The organism is Massilia sp. TS11 (assembly GCF_022012445.1).
Lineage (GTDB): Bacteria > Pseudomonadota > Gammaproteobacteria > Burkholderiales > Burkholderiaceae_D > Telluria.
Genome location: NZ_JAKLTS010000009.1, coordinates 49,492 through 67,612, shown reverse-complemented (window position 1 = coordinate 67,612; position 18,121 = coordinate 49,492). Strand labels below are relative to the sequence as shown.

Annotated in this window: 16 protein-coding genes and 1 riboswitch; of the genes, 8 read left to right on the top strand and 8 right to left on the bottom strand. The window is 69.5% G+C overall.

The window, feature by feature from the left end; genetic code table 11:
* Positions 1-92 precede the first annotated feature (92 nt).
* Positions 93-410 carry a DUF655 domain-containing protein gene (locus LZ005_RS14635; protein WP_237808825.1) on the top strand — a complete coding sequence of 106 codons (318 nt, stop codon included), beginning with the start codon at positions 93-95 and terminating at the stop codon, positions 408-410.
* A gap of 83 nt (positions 411-493) precedes the next feature.
* On the top strand, positions 494-1,396 hold the full coding sequence (gene cysM / locus LZ005_RS14630) for a cysteine synthase CysM (RefSeq protein WP_237808824.1): 903 nt from the start codon (positions 494-496) through the stop codon (positions 1,394-1,396).
* Between the two features lie 44 nt (positions 1,397-1,440).
* On the opposite strand, the gene LZ005_RS14625 is transcribed toward cysM, so the two are convergent.
* From LZ005_RS14625 to LZ005_RS14605, 5 genes are all read right to left on the bottom strand, one after another.
* Positions 1,441-1,785 (bottom strand): hypothetical protein, encoded by a 345-nt coding sequence (locus LZ005_RS14625; protein WP_237808823.1) that lies wholly within the window; start codon positions 1,783-1,785, stop codon positions 1,441-1,443.
* A gap of 226 nt (positions 1,786-2,011) precedes the next feature.
* Positions 2,012-3,118, bottom strand: a complete 1,107-nt coding sequence (mltB, locus tag LZ005_RS14620; protein ID WP_237808822.1) for a lytic murein transglycosylase B — start codon at positions 3,116-3,118, stop codon at positions 2,012-2,014.
* Entirely contained in the window at positions 3,109-5,106 is a 1,998-nt protein-coding gene (locus tag LZ005_RS14615) for a DUF3488 and transglutaminase-like domain-containing protein (protein ID WP_237808821.1), read from the bottom strand. The genes mltB and LZ005_RS14615 overlap by 10 nt, the downstream gene beginning before the upstream one ends.
* A complete protein-coding gene (locus LZ005_RS14610) occupies positions 5,091-6,092 on the bottom strand; it encodes a DUF58 domain-containing protein (protein WP_237808820.1) in 1,002 nt (333 codons plus the stop codon). Before LZ005_RS14610 ends, LZ005_RS14615 begins: the two co-directional genes overlap by 16 nt.
* Before the next feature lie 6 nt (positions 6,093-6,098).
* On the bottom strand, positions 6,099-7,019 hold the full coding sequence (locus LZ005_RS14605; RefSeq protein ID WP_237808819.1) for a MoxR family ATPase: 921 nt from the start codon (positions 7,017-7,019) through the stop codon (positions 6,099-6,101).
* 122 nt (positions 7,020-7,141) lie between these two features.
* Here LZ005_RS14605 and LZ005_RS14600 point away from each other — a divergent pair, with 122 nt between their 5' ends.
* Both LZ005_RS14600 and ylqF read left to right on the top strand, forming a co-directional pair.
* Positions 7,142-8,074, top strand: coding sequence for a histone deacetylase family protein (locus LZ005_RS14600; protein WP_237808818.1), 933 nt, complete (start codon positions 7,142-7,144; stop codon positions 8,072-8,074).
* A 44-nt stretch (positions 8,075-8,118) separates the two neighbouring features.
* On the top strand, positions 8,119-9,066 hold the full coding sequence (gene ylqF, locus LZ005_RS14595) for a ribosome biogenesis GTPase YlqF (RefSeq protein ID WP_237808817.1): 948 nt from the start codon (positions 8,119-8,121) through the stop codon (positions 9,064-9,066).
* On the opposite strand, the gene LZ005_RS14590 is transcribed toward ylqF, so the two are convergent.
* Genes LZ005_RS14590 through LZ005_RS14580 form a run of 3 tightly spaced genes read right to left on the bottom strand, consistent with a single transcriptional unit; the run spans position 9,063 to position 12,777 of the window.
* Positions 9,063-9,863, bottom strand: a complete 801-nt coding sequence (locus LZ005_RS14590; RefSeq protein WP_237808816.1) for a class III extradiol ring-cleavage dioxygenase — start codon at positions 9,861-9,863, stop codon at positions 9,063-9,065. The two genes, ylqF and LZ005_RS14590, sit on opposite strands and share 4 nt — an antisense overlap.
* Before the next feature lie 10 nt (positions 9,864-9,873).
* Positions 9,874-10,734 (bottom strand): hypothetical protein, encoded by an 861-nt coding sequence (locus tag LZ005_RS14585; RefSeq protein WP_237808815.1) that lies wholly within the window; start codon positions 10,732-10,734, stop codon positions 9,874-9,876.
* A gap of 3 nt (positions 10,735-10,737) precedes the next feature.
* Positions 10,738-12,777 carry a M1 family metallopeptidase gene (locus tag LZ005_RS14580; RefSeq protein ID WP_237808814.1) on the bottom strand — a complete coding sequence of 680 codons (2,040 nt, stop codon included), beginning with the start codon at positions 12,775-12,777 and terminating at the stop codon, positions 10,738-10,740.
* 75 nt (positions 12,778-12,852) lie between these two features.
* Positions 12,853-13,084, top strand: a riboswitch (cobalamin riboswitch).
* 65 nt (positions 13,085-13,149) lie between these two features.
* Here LZ005_RS14580 and LZ005_RS14575 point away from each other — a divergent pair.
* Genes LZ005_RS14575 through LZ005_RS14560 form a run of 4 tightly spaced genes read left to right on the top strand, consistent with a single transcriptional unit; the run spans position 13,150 to position 17,836 of the window.
* Positions 13,150-15,123 (top strand): TonB-dependent receptor, encoded by a 1,974-nt coding sequence (locus LZ005_RS14575; protein ID WP_269106727.1) that lies wholly within the window; start codon positions 13,150-13,152, stop codon positions 15,121-15,123.
* A gap of 20 nt (positions 15,124-15,143) precedes the next feature.
* Positions 15,144-16,193: an iron ABC transporter permease gene (locus tag LZ005_RS14570; protein ID WP_237808813.1), complete on the top strand. Its 1,050-nt coding sequence runs from the start codon at positions 15,144-15,146 to the stop codon at positions 16,191-16,193.
* Positions 16,190-16,960 (top strand): ABC transporter ATP-binding protein, encoded by a 771-nt coding sequence (locus tag LZ005_RS14565; RefSeq protein WP_237808812.1) that lies wholly within the window; start codon positions 16,190-16,192, stop codon positions 16,958-16,960. Before LZ005_RS14570 ends, LZ005_RS14565 begins: the two co-directional genes overlap by 4 nt.
* 3 nt (positions 16,961-16,963) lie before the next feature.
* Positions 16,964-17,836 (top strand): cobalamin-binding protein, encoded by an 873-nt coding sequence (locus LZ005_RS14560; protein WP_237808811.1) that lies wholly within the window; start codon positions 16,964-16,966, stop codon positions 17,834-17,836.
* Positions 17,837-18,121 lie beyond the last annotated feature (285 nt).

Sequence of the window (18,121 nt, the reverse complement as noted above, 5' to 3'; positions counted from 1 at the left end):
GCTCAAGCGCGCCGCGTCAACAGCGGCGCGTGCTTGGCGTTGAGACGGCAGGCAGGCATCCCGTCTGCTCTCACTGCACAAGGAGCATTCCCATGTTGACACGTTTGATCAGTATCCTGGCCCTGCTGGCGGCCAGCGCCGGCGTCGCCTTCGCCCAGGTCGAGGTGAACAAGGCCGACAAGGCCGCGCTCGACAGCATCAAGGGCATCGGCCCCAAGATGTCGCAGGAAATTCTCGACGAGCGCACCCAGCACGGCGACTTCAAGGACTGGACCGATTTCCAGTCGCGCATCAAGGGCGTGAAGGAGAAGAAGGCCCAGGCCCTGTCCAAGGCCGGGCTGCAGATCAATGGCAAGGCCAAGGACGGCGCCGATGCGGCGCTGGCCAAGGCGCCCAAGGCCGGCAAATAGGGCGGGGCGTGTCGGCGCCGGCCAGCGGGGCCCGGGCGGCTCGGATAGAATAGGGCTTTGTTGATCCGAAACGCCGATCTAGCATGTCTTATCTGACCATCGCCGACACCATCGGCAACACGCCGCTCGTGCAATTGCAGCGCATCCCCGGTGCCGAGGCCGCCGCCCGCAATAATGTCATCCTCGGCAAGCTCGAAGGCAATAATCCGGCCGGTTCCGTCAAGGACCGCGCCGCCATGTCGATGCTGACGCGCGCCGAGCAGCGCGGCCAGATCAAGCCGGGCGACACCCTGATCGAAGCCACCAGCGGCAACACCGGCATCGCGCTGGCGATGGCGGCCGCCATCAAGGGCTACAAGATGCTGCTGCTGATGCCCGAGTACATGTCGATCGAACGGCGCCAGAGCATGGCGGCCTACGGCGCCCAGATCATCCTGACGCCGAAAACGGGCGGCATGGAATATGCGCGCGACATGGCCGAGCAGATGCAGCGCGACGGCAAGGGCATCATCCTCGACCAGTTCGCCAACGACGATAATCCGCGCGCCCACTACGAGGCGACCGGCCCCGAAATCTGGCGCGATACGGGCGGGCGCGTCACCCATTTTGTGTCGGCCATGGGCACGACGGGCACCATCATGGGCGTGTCGCAATACCTGAAGGAACAGAATCCGGACGTGCGCATCATCGGCGCCCAGCCCGAAGAGGGCTCGCAGATTCCGGGCATCCGCAAATGGCCGGAAGCCTATCTGCCGAAAATTTTCGACAAGGCGCGCGTCGATCAGGTGGAGAGTGTCAGCCAGGCCGCGGCCGAAGCCATGGCACGCCGGCTGGCGGCGGAGGAAGGGATTTTCTGCGGCATTTCGGCCGCGGGGGCCTGCGAGATCGCGCTGCGTATTTCCCAGACGGTGGAGAACGCCACCATCGTGTTCGTCGTCTGCGACCGCGGCGACCGCTATCTGTCAACCGGGGTCTTCCCGGCCTGAGCATCGCCCGCCCTTCCAGCGGAAGGGCAGGGCGTCCCAAGGACTCAGGACTTGGCTTCGTCCTTGCCGTCTTTCTTGTCTTTCGGCTTGAACTGCTTGTCGCTGATGCGGAACTTCGCGCGGCGATCGCCCATCAGATAACGCAGGTCGCGAATCGACAGGTCGCTGACTTCGTGCATGCGGATCAGCAGCGACGCGCCCACCGGCAGGCGGTGGTGGCGAATTTTCGAGATCACCGGCGGCGCCACTTCGAGCGCGCGCGACAGCGCAGCGTCATTCTTCAGGCGCAGATTCTCGATCAGGGTATCGAGCAAACGGTTCGGGTTGTACTGCAGCAGATCGTCGCCCTCGCCGTCGCTGTTCATATCAATTCCGACTTGATTGGTCATTTCTTTCAATCCTCTTAGAGTGGGGCACTACGAGCACCAAAGATAAAGCGTGATAAAAAGACTAAGTCATTGTACAAGCATTTGCGCGTGGTCGTACTTCGGAGAAACAACTGACGGTTGTTTTCCTTATAGCACAGTTGTCCAGCCGCAACGTAGCCTCTCCGCAATTCTCTCACAAAACCACGAAAAAAACTTGTTTCGGAGAAAAAAATTGTAACACGCACAATTAGGGGCGGGCGCTGCGCACGGCCTCCCCGAGGGCGATCACGGCCATGGCATAGAAGTAAGAACGGTTGTACTGCGTGATAGCAAAGAAGTTATGACTGGCCAGCCAGTATTCGCTCGGTTCGGCGCCGTTCTGCAGATCGACCAGACCATACAGGCGCGCCGGCGGCGTGCCCGCAGCCGGCGTGACACCGGCCTCGGCCAGCTGGGCCAGCGCATACTCGGCCACCAGACCGCGCCCGATCAGGCCTTCCCACTGGCGCGCCGGCGACACCTGGGCCGCATACACATAGGGCGCCGCTTCCGCGCCCTGCCAGCCGTGCGCGACCAGAAAGCGGGCGACGCTGCCGATCGCATCGGCGGGAGAATTGCGCAGATCGATCTGGCCGTCCTGGTCGTAGTCGAGCGCATAGCGCAGGATATTGCCGGGCATGAATTGCGGCAGGCCGACCGCGCCCGCGTACGAGCCCAGCAGGCTGAGCGGATCGAGCTGGTGCTGGCGCGCGAACAGCAGCGTGCTTTCCAGTTCGGCGCGGAAGAAGTCCATGCGCGCGGCGCGGTTCGGCGCCTCGGGGTAGGCGAAGGCGAGCGTGGTGAGCGCGTCCATCACGCGGAAGCGCCCGGTGTTCTGGCCGTACAGGGTTTCGACGCCGAGGATGCCGACGATGATCTCGGCCGGCACGCCGAATTCGGCCTCGGCGCGCGCCAGCGTGGCCGCATGCGTATTCCAGAAGCTGACCCCGGCCGCGATGCGGCTCGGGCTGACCATCAGCGCGCGGTAGGCCTGCCAGTTTTTCGGCTTGCCCGGCGGCGCCGGCTTGATCAGCTGGGCGGCGGCGTCGACCAGGCGCACCTGGGCGAACAGCGCATCGAGCTCGGCGCGCGTGAAGCCGTGGCGCGCCACCATCTCGTCCTCGAACGCGGCCACGCTCTGCCAGCCGGGGAAATTGACGGCCTCGCCCACGTAATCGGTGCCGCTTTTCTTCAGCGCTGCCGCGTGGGCTTTCGGCTTGGCCTTGTGCGTCTTTTTGGGCGGCGCGGCCGTGGCCAGCAGGGGCAGGGCCAGCAGCACCAGCAGGGCGAGACGGCGGATGGTATTCATCGGCATTCCTGCAGCAGACGGGCCAGGCGCGCCAGGGCCGGCGCGCGCGCCACATCGGGTTGATAGAGAAGGTCGCTGTACAAATGCAGGAAGGCGGTGGCCGCGGCCACCATGGCCGGCGGCCCGTCCCAGGCCTGCACCCGCGCCGCCAGCGTACGCGGCGCCTCGTCGGGCGCGCGCACGATACCACGGCGCGCCAGGCGCTGGCAAAGTTCGGCGTACAGACGCGCGGCCGGATCGACGGCCTGGCGCCGGCGCTGGTAGTGCAGCAGCCACAGCAGGCCGGCCGCCAGCGCCAGTCCGGCCAGACTGCGCCCGTTGAGCAGGGCCAGGGCCAGACCGTCGAGCACGGCGCGCTGGCGCTCGGGCGTGTAGTTGAGCACCCACTGGTTCCAGCCATTGTTCAGGGCCTGCCACTGGTAGCGCAGGCGGCCCAGCCAGCTGTCGCCGGACAGGGCGAAATCGACCACCCCGGCCAGCGCCTGGATGCCGAGCGGGGCGCGGCGCGGCAGCGCGCGGCGGGCGCCGTACTGGACGCGCTCGGGCGCGACGGCGGCAGTCGGGTCGATGCGCACCCAGCCGCGCGCGCCGAGCCAGACTTCGGCCCAGGCGTGGGCGTCCGACTGGCGCACCGTGTAGTAGCCATCGAGCGGATTGAGTTCACCGCCCTGGTAGCCGAGCACCACGCGCGCCGGCAGGCCGGCCGCGCGCATCACATACACGAAGGCGCCGGCGAAGTGCTCGCAGAAGCCGGCCTTGGTGGTGAACAGGAATTCGTCGACGGCGTCGCGCCCGAGCAGGGGCGGCTCGAGCGTGTAGCGGAAGCCCTCGCGGTTGAACATGCGCAGCAGCGCGTCGGCGCGCGCGGCCGGCTGCGGAAGGCGCGCCAGCATGCGGCCCAGATTGTAGGCGGCCGGATTGCGCCCGGGCGGCAGCACCAGCCAGTGCGCCAGATGGGGCAGGCTTTCGTCGCCCTGCAGCGTGTAGGCCAGATAGGAGGTGGCCGCATAGCGCACGCGCTGCTGGAGCGGAGCGACGGCGCTGACTTCGAGTTCGGGGCTGATCTGGGTCGCCAGCTCGGCCAGGCGCGGCAGGGCTTCCGGCACGTCGAGCGTGAACAGCCAGCGCGTCTGGCTCGGTTCGAGCGTGATCTGGTAGCGCACCGGCGCGCCGCCGACCTCGATGTTGACGGTGTTGGCGAAGGGCTGGCTCTCGCCCAGGCGGCGCCAGGTGTTGCCGTCATAGTCGCCCAGCACGATGCCGCGCCAGTACAGCTGCAGCGGGGCCGGGGCCGGATCGCGAAAGCGCACGCGGAAGGCCACGTCGTCGGATTGGGCCAGACTGGCGATGCGCCCGGGCGACATGCTGTCGGACAGGCCGCTGCTGGCGCCAGCTTCGCCCGGGCGCCCCCACAGCGGCCCCTGGATGCGCGGGAACAGCACGAACAGGGCCAGCGCCAGCGGCAGCGCCAGGCCCAGCATGCGCGCGGCCAGCAGCAGGCGGCGCGCCAGCGGTGGCGTGCCGGGGCCGTACTGAAAACTCAGCTGGGCGGCCACCAGCAGCCACAGGGTCAGGCCCATCAGCAGGCCGCTGGCCAGGCTTTGCGAATAGAAGAAGTGGGTCAGCAGCACGAACATGCTCAGATACAGCACCACGAACAGGTCGCGGCGCGCATGCATCTCGAGCGTCTTGAAGGCCAGCAGCAGCACCAGCATGGCCACCCCGGTGTCGCGCCCGAGGAAGGAGTGGTACTGCGCATACACGCCGCCCATGGCCGCCAGGGCCGGCAGCAGCAGGGCCCAGACCGGCGGCAGGCGCAGGCCGCGCACGGTCAGCACGGCGCGCCACAGCAAGGTGGCGGCGGCCGTGCCCGTGATCCACAGCGGCAGGTGCAGGCTGTGCGGGGCCAGCACCAGGGCCACGGCGGCCAGCAGCAGCAGGGTGTCGGCCTTGTCGCGCGCGAGCTGGCGCAGGCCCGTCAGCCAGGCGCGCATCGGGCCTCCGTGTGCAGGGCCAGCGCCGCCAGACAGGCGGCCTGGTGGGCCTCGCCAAGGCCGGCCGGCAGATCGAGGGCGCCGAGCCGGAAGCCATACGGCAGGCCGCGCTGCTCGGCCTCGAGCACCCAGCGCGTCATGCGCGACAGGCGCAGCTCGAGGTCGAGCTCGGACGGCAGCTGCTGAAAGTCGAGCCGCAGTTCGGTGCCGGCCCCGCCTTCGAAGCGCTTGCTGACCAGGGCCCCGCCCAGGGCCGGATCGACGCGCGCGATCTGGCGCCAGGCCAGCTGGCGCAGCGGGTCGCCCGGCTGGTAGTGGCGCACGCCGGCGAATTCCTCATCGCCGCCGGCGCCGTGCTCGCTGCGCAGGCCGGTCCCGCTCACCGGCAGCGGCGGCGCGGCGCGTTCGGGAAACGGATAGACCAGGGCCTTGAGCTCGGGCTGCCAGTAGCTCCAGGCATTGAACAGGCCGAGCGGAAAGCGCGTGGCCAGGCGCACGCGCGGCGCTGCCAGCCAGCCGCGCGCCGTGCTGGGCCAGCCGAGCAGCACGCTGGTGCGGCTGTGGGCGTCGACGTCGCAGCTGTGGCGCGGCGCGCCGGCCGCCTGAAAGTCGACCCACAGCGCGTGGCGCGCGCGCCCGGTGCGGTTCAGCAGCAGCAGCTCGAACTGGGCTTCCTCGCCGGCGAATACGGGGCGCGCGCGGCCCGGCTGCAGGTGCAGGTAGGCCAGGTTCTGGAAGGTGGCGACCATGTCGACCAGGGCCAGGCCGACCACCAGGAAGCACAGGCCGAAGCCGAGGCCGAGCGAATAATTGGTGGCGCCGATCAGCAGGGCCAGCACCAGCACGGCAAAGCCGAAACCGGCGCGCGTGGGCACGATGTAGACGCGCCGCCGGTGCAGGTAGACCTCGCCCGGCTCGCTGTCGCGCAGGCGGAACAGCCACTGGGCGGTGCGCGTGCGCCACCAGGTCAGGATGCGGTGTGCCATGCCGGTTTAGACGGGCACCGCCTTCTGTAGTTGCAGCACCAGGTCGCGGCTGGCCAGGGCCTGGCCCTGGGCCGATTTCAGCGGGCGCAGGCGGTGCGCGCAGACCGGCACCAGCAGCGCCTGCACGTCTTCGGGAATCACATGGTTGCGTCCCTCGAGCGCGGCCCAGGCGCGCGCGGCCTGCAGCAGGGCGATCGCGGCGCGCGGCGACAGGCCCTCGGCAAACAGGGCGCCGCTGCGCGAGGCCTGGGCCAGGGCCTGGACATAGTCGATCAGGCTGGCGCTGCAGTGGATCTGGCGCAGCCCGGCCTGGGCCGCCAGCAGCTCCTCGGGCGTCATCTGGGGGCCGAGGGCGGCCAGCATGGCGCGCCGGTCCTCGCCCATCAGCAGGGCGCGCTCGGCGGCCGGATCGGGGTAGCCGAGCGAGAGACACATCAGAAAGCGGTCGAGCTGCGACTCGGGCAGCGGAAAGGTGCCGACCTGGTGGGCCGGGTTCTGGGTGGCGATCACGAAGAAGGGCGCCGGCAGCGCGCGCGTGACGCCGTCGGCCGTGACCTGGCGCTCCTCCATCGCTTCGAGCAGGCCGGACTGGGTCTTCGGGGTGGCGCGGTTGATTTCATCGGCCAGCAGCACCTGGGTGAAGATCGGGCCCGGGTGGAACACGAAAGCGTTCTGGCCGCGTTCGAAAATCGAGATCCCGGCCACGTCGGCCGGCAGCAGGTCGCTGGTGAACTGCACGCGGTTAAAGCGCAGGCCGAGCGAGATGGCCAGTGCGTGCGCCAGTGTGGTCTTGCCGACCCCGGGCACGTCTTCGATCAGCAGGTGGCCGCCGGCCAGCAGGCAGGTCAGGGCGAGGCGGATGGACTGGTCCTTGCCGACCACGATCTGGCCGACCTGGCGGGCGACCGCATGCAGTTTGTCGAACATGTTCACCTTATCGGGCGGATTCAAAACGTGGTAGATTAGCCATGAGGAGACGCGGCCCTGCGCCACGCCCCGATTCTATGCGAGATCGGGCGCCACCGTGCAACTGAATGGCCGTCCACGTAATGAGTACAGCGATTTACAGCCACGCCGACTGCATCCGGCACGATATGGGCTCCTGGCACCCAGAATCCCCGGCCCGCCTGCAGGCCATCCGCGACCAGCTGATCCTGGCCCGCATCGACGATTATCTCGAGCACCGCGACGCCCCGCTGGCCGATCTGGCCGACCTCGAGCGCGTCCACACGCGCGAGGCGATCGCCCTGGTGCGCGACAATGTGCCGCAGCAGGCCGGCGACTTTTATCCGATCGACGCCGACACCCTGCTGTGCAGCTCGAGCTGGAACGCGGCCCTGCGCGCGGCCGGCGCCGCCGTCGCCGCCACCGATGCCGTGCTGGCCGGCGATGTGCGCAATGCCTTCTGCGCCGTGCGCCCGCCCGGCCACCATGCGCGCCCGAGCGGGGCGATGGGCTTCTGCCTGTTTAATAATGTCGCCATCGCGGCGCGCCATGCGCTCGACGTCAAGGGCCTCGAGCGGGTCGCCATCATCGACTTCGACGTCCACCACGGGAATGGCACGGCGGAGGCGGTCGGGCACGACCCGCGCGTGCTGATGTGCTCTTTCTTCCAGCATCCCTACTACCCGTACACGGAGCCGGAACCGATCACCGCCACCAGCGTCAATGTGCCGGTGGCGGCCCGCTCGGGCGGCGACGTGGTGCGCCAGCTGGTCACCGAGCACTGGCTGCCGGCCCTGCACGCGCACCGGCCGCAGATGATCTTCATCTCGGCCGGCTTCGACGCCCACCGCGAGGACGACATGGGCGGCATGGCCCTGGTCGAAGCCGATTACGCCTGGATGACGCGCCAGATCATGGCGGTCGCGCGCGAACACTGCGGCAACCGCATCGTCAGCTGTCTGGAAGGCGGCTACAACCTGTCGGCGCTGGCGCGCAGCGTGGTGGCCCACCTGCGCATTCTGGCCGAACTCGAGTAGCGGGTTACAATACGCGGTTTGTCCGCCTGATTTGAAAGCCCCCCATGTCGATCCAATGGTTCCCCGGCCACATGAACGCCGCCCGCAAGAAGGCGGAGGAAGCGATGGAGAACGTCGACCTCGTGATCGAGGTGCTCGACGCGCGCCTGCCGATGGCCAGCTGCAACCCGATCGTCGAACAGCTGCGCCGCTTCCGCAACCGGCCCTGCCTCAAGATCCTGAATAAGTCGGACCTGGCCGATCCGGCCGTGACCGAGGCCTGGTGCGCCCATTTCGACGCCCAGCCCGACACCACGGCGTATGCGATGACGACCAAGAAGCCGGCCGACGTGGCGCGCATCATCCCGATGGCGAAGAAGCTGGCGCCGCACCGCAACGACGCCACCAAGCCGCTGCGCATGATGATCATGGGGATTCCGAACGTCGGCAAGTCGACCCTGATGAATGCCCTGCTCAAGCGGCGCGTGGCCAAGGTCGGCGACGAGCCGGCCGTCACCAAGACCCAGCAGCGCATCTATCTGTCGAACGAGGTGGTGCTGATCGATACCCCGGGCCTGCTGTGGCCGAAGATCGAGCTGCCCTCGGACGGCCTGATGCTGGCCGCCAGCCATGCGGTCGGCACGAATGCCGTGATCGAGGAGGAAGTGGCCGAATTCCTGGCCGGCCTGCTGCTGCAGCGCTATCCGCAGCTGCTGACGGCGCGCTACGGCTTTGCCACGGCCGGGCGCGACGCGGTCGGCGTGATCGAAGGCCTGGCCGCCAAGCGCGGCTTCAAGCTGCGCGGCGGCGACATGGACTACGAGAAGGCGGCCCACACCCTGCTGCTCGACTACCGCAGCGGGGCGCTCGGGCGGATCTCGCTCGAAACCCCGGACACCCGCACGGCCGCCCTGGCCGCCCATGCCGAAGCGATGCGCATCAAGCAGGAGCAGGAGGCGGCCGCCGCCGCCGCCCGCCTCGAAGAGCGCATGCGCGGCAAGCGCGGGACTTAAGCGAAGCGAAAACTGCTGACCGTGAGGGCGCCGAAGAAGTCGCGCTCGTGGTAGACCGTGCTGGCCGCGCCCTGTTCGGCCGCGCCGAGCGCCACCATCAGCGGCAGCAGATGCTCCTCGCGCGGGTGGGCCTGGCGCGCGGCCGGCGCTTTTTCCCAGTCGAGCAGGGCGGCCGTGCGCGCGGCCGGCGCCAGCGCCATCGTCTGCTGCAGCCAGGCGTCGAAGGCGGCCGAGGCCTGCGCCCCGGCCGGGCCGAAGGCGCGCAGATTGTGGTAACTGAGGCCGCTGCCGAGAATCGCGATGCCTTCCGCGCGCAGCGGCGCCAGCGCGCGCCCGAGGGCCAGATGCTCCGCGGGATCGAGGCCCTGGCGCAGCGACAGCTGCACCACCGGCAGCTGAGCCTCGGGGTAGGCCGGCGCCAGCATCGAAAACGTCCCATGATCGAAACCGCGCGCCGGATCGAGGCCGACCGGAATGCCGGCCGCCGCCGCCAGCGCCTGCACGCGCCGCGCCAATGCCGGTTCGCCCGGCGCCGGATAGCGGATCTGGTAGGTGTGCGGCGGGAAGCCGCCGTAGTCGTAGATCATGCCGGGCGCATCGCCCGCGGAGACCATGAACTGCGGCGCCTCCCAGTGCGCGGTGACGACCAGCAGCGCGTCCGGCGTGGCGCCGAGCTGGCGCGGCAGGTCGGCCAGCGACTGGGCCAGCACGTCATAGGTACGACCGAATTCCTGCTGCATCCAGGGCCAGGGTCCGCCGCCGTGCGACAGGAAGAAGGTAGGGAAATTAGTACGCATACGTACTATATTACGCCGATTTCGGCGCCTGCGCATGCACGCCCATCAGGGCAAACAGACGCGCGCAGCGCGCCCACACCAGCAGCAGCACGGCCGCTTCGCTGAGCGCCAGCACAGCCAGATCGCCGGCCAGGCCGGCCTCGGGCAGGGCCAGGCGCAGGCCCAGCAGCGGGGCGGCCGCCAGCACGCCCAGGCCGCTGCACAGCCCATACGCGGCAGCCAGGCGGGCCTGCTGGCGCCACGGCTGGCGCAGCGCCTGCCACAAGCTGGGCGCGGCGCGGCGGCGGCGGTCGAGCGCGAGCAGGGCGCGCGCGCTTTCGCTCCACAGCAGCAGCACGGCGCCGGCCAGCGCGGGTAGGACGCTGGCCGCGGCGCTGTGCAGGCTGACCTCGGCCGGCACGATGGCGGCGTCGAGCGCGCGCGCTTCGGCCGCGCCCAGGGCCAGGCGCAGCCAGGCCAGCACGGCCGCCGGCAGCAGGCAGACCAGCAGCAGGCGCGCCATGCGCAGATAGTCGCGCGCGCCGCCGGCCAGCAGTTCGGCCCAGCTGGCCGCGTGCGGCAGGCGCGCCGCGGCCGCCGTCGCCGCCTGCAGGAAGGGCGTGCAGATCAGCAGCAGGACGAGGCCGGCGGCGCCGAGCGCGCGCGTGGCGCCGCCCTGTTCGGCGAACAGCAGACGCAGATCGGTCTGGGCCACCAGGTCAAGCTGGGCGGCCAGCTCCGCGACATGGGCGCTGCGGTCGAACTGCGCGGCCAGAAAGGCGTGCAGGGGCAGCGCCGCCAGCAGGGTCGGCAGACCGAGCGCGATCAGCCAGAGCAGCAGCAGGCGCCATTGGGCGGCGCGGCGCCAGGCGTGCAGGGTGGTGGTCAGCATGGTTCAGACACTCGCGATCAGGGCCAGCAGCAGCTGGAACAGGGTGGCCGCCTGCACGCTCCAGTGGCGGCTGGCGCGGCCGTCGGGCGCACTCGTGCGGCTGTCGTCGAATTTGTTCACATCGAGCGCGTGCTGGCGGTCCGGATCGATCCGGGCCGAGACTGCCGGCGCCGCGCGCCGCCAGTGGTAGCGCTTGAAGCTGTCGTCATCGTCCCAACGCAGACGCTCGCTGCTGCCGTCGGCGAAACGGATCACGACCTCCTGCGGCACGGCGGCGCCGCGCCGGCGCAGTACCAGGGTGCTCTCGTACAGGGCGCTGCCGGGCAGGCGCGCGCTGTACAGGGCCTCGACCGCATCGTCGACCGCGGCGCTGCGGTAGATCTGGCGCGCGAACATCGCCTCGATATAGGCGCGCTGGCCGCTGGCCTCGGCCAGGGCCTCGCGCAGGTCGGCCACGCTCGGATGGCGAAAGCGCCAGCGTGTGTAGAACAGGCGAAAGCCTGCGTCCAGCGCGGCCGTGCCGATCTGCGCCTCGATATCGCGCAGCACGGTGGCCGTGCGCGCATAGATCGGGCCCAGGCCGTCGATGCGCTGCCAGGCGTTCGCGCCCGGCGCGTCGGTCGGGGTGCGCAGCGGCGCCAGGCTGCGCTCGAAGTCGGCCCAGGGCCAGGGCGCATTCAGGCCGCGCACCAGGCGCGCCCAGGCCGGGGCGGGCAGGGCCGGGCCGCGCTCGGCCAGCATGCGGTTCTGCCAGTATTCGTTGACGCCTTCGTCGAGCATCGGCTCTTCGAATTCGTTCGAGGCGAGGATGCCGTAGAAGTAGTTGTGGCCGAATTCGTGGATGGTGGTGGCGTCCTCGTTGGCGGCCGTGATGCTGCCGTCGGCCGCGCCGGCATTGCCGTCGCCGGTGATGAAGGTCGGGTATTCCATGCCGCCCGCTTCGCCCGCGTTCAGGGGCGGAATCACCACCGTCAGGCTGCGGTAGGGGTAGGGCCCGAGCTTGCGTCCGAAGTAGTCAAGCGCGGCCTGGCTGCTGGCTAGCGCGCGCCGCGCCGAATCGGCCATCTCGGGGTGGTACAGCACCGTCACGTCGACGTCCTGCCAGCGCGCGCGCAGAGGCGCGGCGAAGCGGCGGTCGGCGGTCCAGGCGAAATCGTGCACGTCGTCCTGGCGGTAGTGGTGTACCAGACTGCCGTCGGGCATGGGCTGGGGCGCGCCCTGGCGCACCCCGGTGGCGCCCACCTGGTAGTCGCGCGGGACGCGGATGCGCACGTCGTAGCTGCCAAAGTCGGCGTAGAACTCCGAATTCATATGGAATTCGTGGGCGTTCCAGCGCACCGCCGTGGCCCCGCGTTCGCCCGGCAGTTCGAGGACGGCGATCTTCGGGAACCACTGGCCGACCAGATGAAAGCTGCCGAAATAGCCGGTGCGCGCGACGATGCGCGGCAGGCGCGCCGCGAAGCCGATATCGAGCGTGGTGCTGGCGCCGCCGGCCACCGGGGCCGCCAGGTCGACCCGCACCAGCGTGCGGTCGGTGCTGGGACCGCCGTCCGGATGGACGAAGCTGTAGGGCAGGCGGGTGCCGCCCTGGCGCACCGTGATGTCGATCGAGCCCCATTCGCCCGGCCCCGGCAGCATGCCCGAGCGGAAGCCCGCGTGCTGCTGGCGGCCTTCGGTAAAGAAGGTCGAGCCGGCGTCGCGGAAGGCATTCAGATACAGATGCAGGTACACCGAGCGTACCGGCTGGCTGCTGCGGTTGCGCCAGGTGAGCTGCTCGCGTCCGGACAGCAGATGGCGCTCGGGGTCGAGGCTGACGTCGATCGCGTACTGGACCACGCGCTCGGACAGCGCCTCGCCCTGGGCCGGACGCGGGCCGCCCCAGGCGGCGGGCGCGCTCGGCGTCGTGACGGCGGCGGCCGTGGGCGGCGCCAGCGGCAGGCCGGGATCGAGATCGGGATCCGGAATCTTGAAGATCTCCGCTTGCGAGGCCGCCGTCAGCGCCGTCAGCGCCAGCAGGACCAGACAGACCAGGCGTGTGAACATGCTTTCCCCTTGCGTATGCGGCGCCACTATACGCGATTTTGTATGACAAAAACGCAAGGCGCGGCGCCGATCGGCTATAATCTGCCCCGTCTTGGTGCCCGCCGGCGTCGTCTCGCCGGCAGTTAAACGGGAAACACCAGGCCGCCGCGGTGCGCCGCGCTGGCTAAGGTGTGCTGCCCCCGCAACGGTAAACAAGCGCCAGCCCGGCAGGGCTGGCAGGCCGCTCCGGCAACCACTGCGCGTCGCGTAGGAAGGTGGAACGGTCATGCTTGGAGCCCGGATACCGGCCAGGATAGGTGGCAGGCGTACGCGCCTGCCTTGGAGTCTGGCTTGCGGGGACGCGGGCCGGATGAACCCCGAAGTAATCTCGCAATGACCACAACTCACACCCTGCGTGCCTTGGGCGCGCGTACGCCATTTGCTCTGGCGGCTTCTTTGCTGGCCGCGGCCACCGTCCATGCCCAGACCGTCTCCGAGACGATTCCCACCGTCGCCATCACCGGCGCCCGTTTTGCCGCCGCTGCCGACCTGCAGCCGATCGGCGCCACCATCATCCGCGCCGCCGACATCCGTGACGCCGGCGCCAGCGACGTCGGCCAGGCCGTGCGCAAGCTGGGCGGCGTGTATGGCCGCCAGTCGCTCGACGGCTCGCCCGACTTTGGCCTCGACCTGCGCGGCTTTGGCACCAATAGCGCCCAGAACATGGTGATCGTGCTCGATGGCGTGCGCCTGTCCGAAAACGAGCTGTCCGGCGCCATCCTCTCGGCCATCCCGATCGACAGCGTGGAACGCATCGAAATCATCCGCGGCGGCGCCAGCGTGCTGTATGGCGACGGCGCCACCGGCGGCGTGATCCGCATCGTCACGCACCGTGCCAAGGCCGGCGAGGCGAGCGGCAATCTGCGCGCCGAGCTGGGCCAGTTCAGCGCGCGCGACGCCCGCGCCACCGTGCTGCGCGCCTTCGACGGCGGGTCCTTCGACGCCAGCGTGGCGCGCCAGACCACCGACAACTACCGCGCCAACGCCGGCTTCCGCCAGACCGCCTTCAGCGGCGGCGTGGCCTGGCAACTGGCCGGCGGCCGCCTGGCCCTGCGCCTGGACAGCGCGCGCCAGGAGCAGCGCTTCCCCGGCGCCCTGAGCCTGGCCCAGTTCCAGAGCGCGCCGCGCACGGCCCAGACCCCGAACGACTTCGGCAGCCACGATATCGACCGCGTCAGCGCCTTGTACGAGCAGCGCATCGCCGGCATCGACTTCGCGGCCGAACTGTCGCACCGCGAGAAGACCGTCAAGGCCACCTATGTCAGCGCCTACGGCACCACGCGCATGGCCTACAAGGGACACCAGACCCAGTTCTCGCCGCGCCTGCGCCTGCTCGACAGCGTCGCCGGCGGCCTGAATGAACTGGTGGCCGGCGCCGACTTCACGCGCTGGGACCGCAAGACCGACTCCAGCTTCTCGCTGGCCGACGCCGAACAGAACGCCCAGGCCGTGTACCTGCGCGATGAATTCAAGTTCGACCGCGCCAACGACGGCCGCATCGCGCTCGGCCTGCGCCACGAGGTGTTTGACAAGACCTCGAACGATCCGGCCCCGTACACCACGGCCACCTACAGCACCAAGCAGTCGCTCAACGCCTGGGAACTGGCGGCCAGCTACCGCCTGCTGCCGGGTCTGGAGGGCTTTGCCAAGGCCGGTCAGAGCTACCGCGTGGCCAATGCCGACGAAAACGCCTACACGCCCAAGGCCAATGTGCCGCTCAAGGGCCAGAGCGCGCACGACCTCGAACTCGGCACCACCCTGGGCGACGGCGCGCGCAGCCTGACGGCGCGCTGGTTCCGCCACCGCCTGACCAACGAGATCTACTACGATCCGACCGTCAACGGCTTTGGCGCCAACGTCAACCTCGACCCGACCAAGCGCCAGGGCGTCGAGATCGACGCCAGCGCGGCGCTCGACAGCGAATGGCGCGCCAGCGCCCACTACCAGCATGTGGCGGCCAGCTTCACGGCCGGTCCGTATGCCGGCCGCGAGATGGTGCTGGTGCCGGCCAATGTGCTGACGGCGCGCCTGACCTGGCGCAGCGGCGGCCACACCGCCGACGCCGGCGTGCAGTGGGTCGACAGCCAGCGCTACGGCGGCGACTTCGCCAACAGCTGCAGCGCCCAGATCCCGTCCCACAGCACGCTCGACGCCCGCTATGCGCGCCAGCTCGGGCCGTGGGAGCTGTCGCTCAGCGGCAGCAATCTGAGCGACAAGCGCTACTTCAGCAATGCCTATGGCTGCAAGGGCGGCATCTATCCGAGCGATGGACGCCAGCTGAAAATCGCGGCACGCTACGACTTCTGAGTGTGCCCAAGGAGAGGCCGATGACGCCCGTTCTCAGCGCTACCGCGCGCCGCCGCCAGCGCCAGATTCTGCTGGCGCTGGGCGCGTGCGCGCTGGCCGTGCTGGTCCTCTCCTGCCTGGTCGGTTCGGTCAGCCTGCCGCTGGCCGAACTGCCCGCCAGTCTGTGGCAGATCGTGCGCGGCGAGGCCGTCAGCATGGATGCCACCCTGCTGGAACTGCGCCTGTCGCGCGCGGCCAGCGCCTTCGCCACCGGGGCCGGCCTGTCCCTGGCCGGCGTGATGATGCAGGCCCTGTTGCGCAATCCCCTGGCCGATCCCTACGTGCTTGGCATCTCCAGCGGCGCCGCCGTCGGCGCCCTGTGCGCGCTGCTGCTGGGCGCGGCGCTGTGGCTGGTCGACCTGGCCGCCCTCGGCGGCGCGCTCGGCATCGCCCTGCTGCTGTACGCGCTGGCGCGGCGCGACCTGGGCGGCCAGCTGCAGCGCGAACTGGCCGGCGACACCTCGACCCTGCTCCTGACCGGCGTGATCCTGGCCTCGGCCTGCATGGCCCTGGTCACACTGATGCTGTCGATCGCCCCCGACTCGCGCCTGCGCGGCATGGTGTTCTGGATGATCGGTGACCTCGGCGGCGTCCAGTGGCGCCTGCTGCCCTGGCTGCTGCTGGGCGGCGCGCTGCTGTTTGCGCGGCGCCAGGCGCGCGCGATGAATGTGCTGGCCCTGCACGCGGAAGCCGCCGCCGCGCTCGGCGTGCACGTGGCGCGTCTGCGCCGCGCGCTGTTCATCTGCGCCGGGCTGCTGACGGCCGGCGCCGTCACCACGGCCGGTGCCATTGGTTTCGTCGGCCTGATCGTGCCGCATGCCTGCCGCATCGCCTTCGGGCCTGACCACCGCCTGCTGCTGCCCGCATCGGCCCTGGCCGGCGGCGCCTTTCTGGTGCTGGCCGATACCCTGGCGCGCTCGCTGCTGGCGCCGCAGCAGCTGCCGGTCGGCGTGCTCACCGCCCTGATCGGCGTGCCGATCTTCCTGATCCAGCTGCACCAGCTGCACCGCGTGCGCGGAGGCCGCCCATGATCCGCACCACCCACCTGTGCCTGGAAGCGGGGCCGCGCTGCCTGGTCGATGCACTCGACTGGGAGGCCAAGGCCGGCGAATGCTGGGCCGTCCTGGGCCGCAACGGGGCCGGCAAGAGCACCTTGCTGCGCACCCTGGCCGGCCTGCGCCTGCCCGAGCAGGGCGAGGTGCATCTGGGCGGGCGCCTGCTGGCCGACTGGCCGCTCGAAGCGCTGGCGCGCGAACGCGCCTTCCTCGCCCAGTCGCGCAGCGACGCCTTTGCCTACCGCGTGATCGAGGCCGTGCTGACCGCGCGCCATCCCTACCACGCCGACCGCTACTGGGACGGCAGCGACGACCACCGCATCGCCATGGCGGCGCTGGCGGCGCTGGACGTGGCCGACCTGGCCCAGCGCGACGTGCGCAGCCTGTCCGGCGGCGAGCGCCAGCGCGTGGCCCTGGCGGCCCTGCTGGCCCAGCAGGCCCCGCTGATGCTGCTCGACGAACCGGCCACCGCCCTCGACCTGCCGCACCAGATCGCCGCCATGCGCCTGCTGGCTGCCCTGTGCCGCGACGAGGGGCGCTGCGTGGTGCTGGTCGGGCATGACCTGAACCTGGCCTTCAGCACCTGCAGCCACGCGCTGCTGCTGATGGGGCAGGGACGCTGGCTGGCCGGTCCGGTCGATGAGGTCATGCGCCCCGAAACCCTGTCGGCCTGCCTGGGCCACCCGATCGATGTGCTTCACCATGGCGGCCGCACGGTCTTTGTCGCCGCCGAAAGCGAGTAAATCATGCGTCTCTTGGGTTCTTTGCTCTTGCTGTTGGCCGCGGGTGCGCAGGCGGCCGTCACCGTGCGCGACGACGCTGGCCACAGCATCACGCTGGCCAGACCGGCCCAGCGCGTGATTTCGATGTCGCCCCATATCACCGAGCTGCTGTTCGCCGCGGGCGGCGGCGCGCGCGTGGTCGGGGCCATGAACTTCTCCGACTATCCTGAGGCGGCGCGCAAGATTCCGCTGATCGGCTCGAACGCGAATATCGACATGGAGCGTGTGCTGGCGCTGAAGCCCGATCTGCTGGTGGTCTGGCAAAGCGGGAACACGGCGCGCCAGCTCGAACAGCTGGCCAGCCTCGGTATTCCGATCTTTTACAGCGAGCCGAAAAAGCTCGATGAAGTCGCCACCAGCCTGACGCGCCTGGGCCAGCTGCTCGGCACCGAGACGCAGGCCAATGCGGCCGCCCAGGCCTTCCGCAGCCGGATCGGCCAGCTGCGCGCCACCTATGCGCAGCGCGCGCCGGTCAAGGTCTTCTATCAGATCTGGGACAAGCCGCTCTACACCCTGAGCGGACAGCACATCATCAGCGACGCCATCAGCGCCTGCGGCGGCGTCAACGTGTTCGCCGGCCTGAACGTGGTGGCACCCCAGGTCAGCACCGAGGCGGTGCTGCAGCAGAACCCGGAAGTCATCTTCGGCGGCGACCAGCACGATCCCGAGGACAAGGGCATCAACATCTGGCGCGGCTACAAGAGCCTGCTCGCCGTCCAGCGCGCCAATCTGTTTTCGCTCGGCGGCGAACGCCTGACCCGCGCCACCCCGCGCATGGCCGAGGGTATGGCCGAGCTGTGCGAAAAAATCGACCTGGCGCGCCAGCGCCGCAAATAGGAACAGCTGACAGACTAAAAATGGGGTCAGACCCCATTTATCCAGCAAGCAGCTTTGCCGGCCAGATAAATGGGGTCTGACCCCGATTTATCCGCGTTGCAAGACCGTTTTAGAGCGGGCTTGAAAACGGTCCCTACAATCCCTTCCAGGCCGGAATCCCGGCCTTTCATCGCACGATTTCCGCGTTGTATCGGATTTCAGGAACTTTTCAGGGGGCGCGGCGTAATATGCAGCGTGACCTGCCAAATACGAAGTGCAGGTCTCCCTGACAAATCGAAAGTGAGA

What these genes read in the sequence shown, in the direction of transcription:
- LZ005_RS14635 (WP_237808825.1), top strand. Translation starts at nt 93, where the DNA reads ATGTTGACACGTTTGATCAGTATCCTGGCCCTGCTGGCGGCCAGCGCC.
- cysM (WP_237808824.1), top strand. Translation starts at nt 494, where the DNA reads ATGTCTTATCTGACCATCGCCGACACCATCGGCAACACGCCGCTCGTG.
- LZ005_RS14625 (WP_237808823.1), bottom strand. Translation starts at nt 1,785, where the DNA reads ATGACCAATCAAGTCGGAATTGATATGAACAGCGACGGCGAGGGCGAC.
- mltB (WP_237808822.1), bottom strand. Translation starts at nt 3,118, where the DNA reads ATGCCGATGAATACCATCCGCCGTCTCGCCCTGCTGGTGCTGCTGGCC.
- LZ005_RS14615 (WP_237808821.1), bottom strand. Translation starts at nt 5,106, where the DNA reads ATGCGCGCCTGGCTGACGGGCCTGCGCCAGCTCGCGCGCGACAAGGCC.
- LZ005_RS14610 (WP_237808820.1), bottom strand. Translation starts at nt 6,092, where the DNA reads ATGGCACACCGCATCCTGACCTGGTGGCGCACGCGCACCGCCCAGTGG.
- LZ005_RS14605 (WP_237808819.1), bottom strand. Translation starts at nt 7,019, where the DNA reads ATGTTCGACAAACTGCATGCGGTCGCCCGCCAGGTCGGCCAGATCGTG.
- LZ005_RS14600 (WP_237808818.1), top strand. Translation starts at nt 7,142, where the DNA reads ATGAGTACAGCGATTTACAGCCACGCCGACTGCATCCGGCACGATATG.
- ylqF (WP_237808817.1), top strand. Translation starts at nt 8,119, where the DNA reads ATGTCGATCCAATGGTTCCCCGGCCACATGAACGCCGCCCGCAAGAAG.
- LZ005_RS14590 (WP_237808816.1), bottom strand. Translation starts at nt 9,863, where the DNA reads ATGCGTACTAATTTCCCTACCTTCTTCCTGTCGCACGGCGGCGGACCC.
- LZ005_RS14585 (WP_237808815.1), bottom strand. Translation starts at nt 10,734, where the DNA reads ATGCTGACCACCACCCTGCACGCCTGGCGCCGCGCCGCCCAATGGCGC.
- LZ005_RS14580 (WP_237808814.1), bottom strand. Translation starts at nt 12,777, where the DNA reads ATGTTCACACGCCTGGTCTGTCTGGTCCTGCTGGCGCTGACGGCGCTG.
- LZ005_RS14575 (WP_269106727.1), top strand. Translation starts at nt 13,150, where the DNA reads ATGACCACAACTCACACCCTGCGTGCCTTGGGCGCGCGTACGCCATTT.
- LZ005_RS14570 (WP_237808813.1), top strand. Translation starts at nt 15,144, where the DNA reads ATGACGCCCGTTCTCAGCGCTACCGCGCGCCGCCGCCAGCGCCAGATT.
- LZ005_RS14565 (WP_237808812.1), top strand. Translation starts at nt 16,190, where the DNA reads ATGATCCGCACCACCCACCTGTGCCTGGAAGCGGGGCCGCGCTGCCTG.
- LZ005_RS14560 (WP_237808811.1), top strand. Translation starts at nt 16,964, where the DNA reads ATGCGTCTCTTGGGTTCTTTGCTCTTGCTGTTGGCCGCGGGTGCGCAG.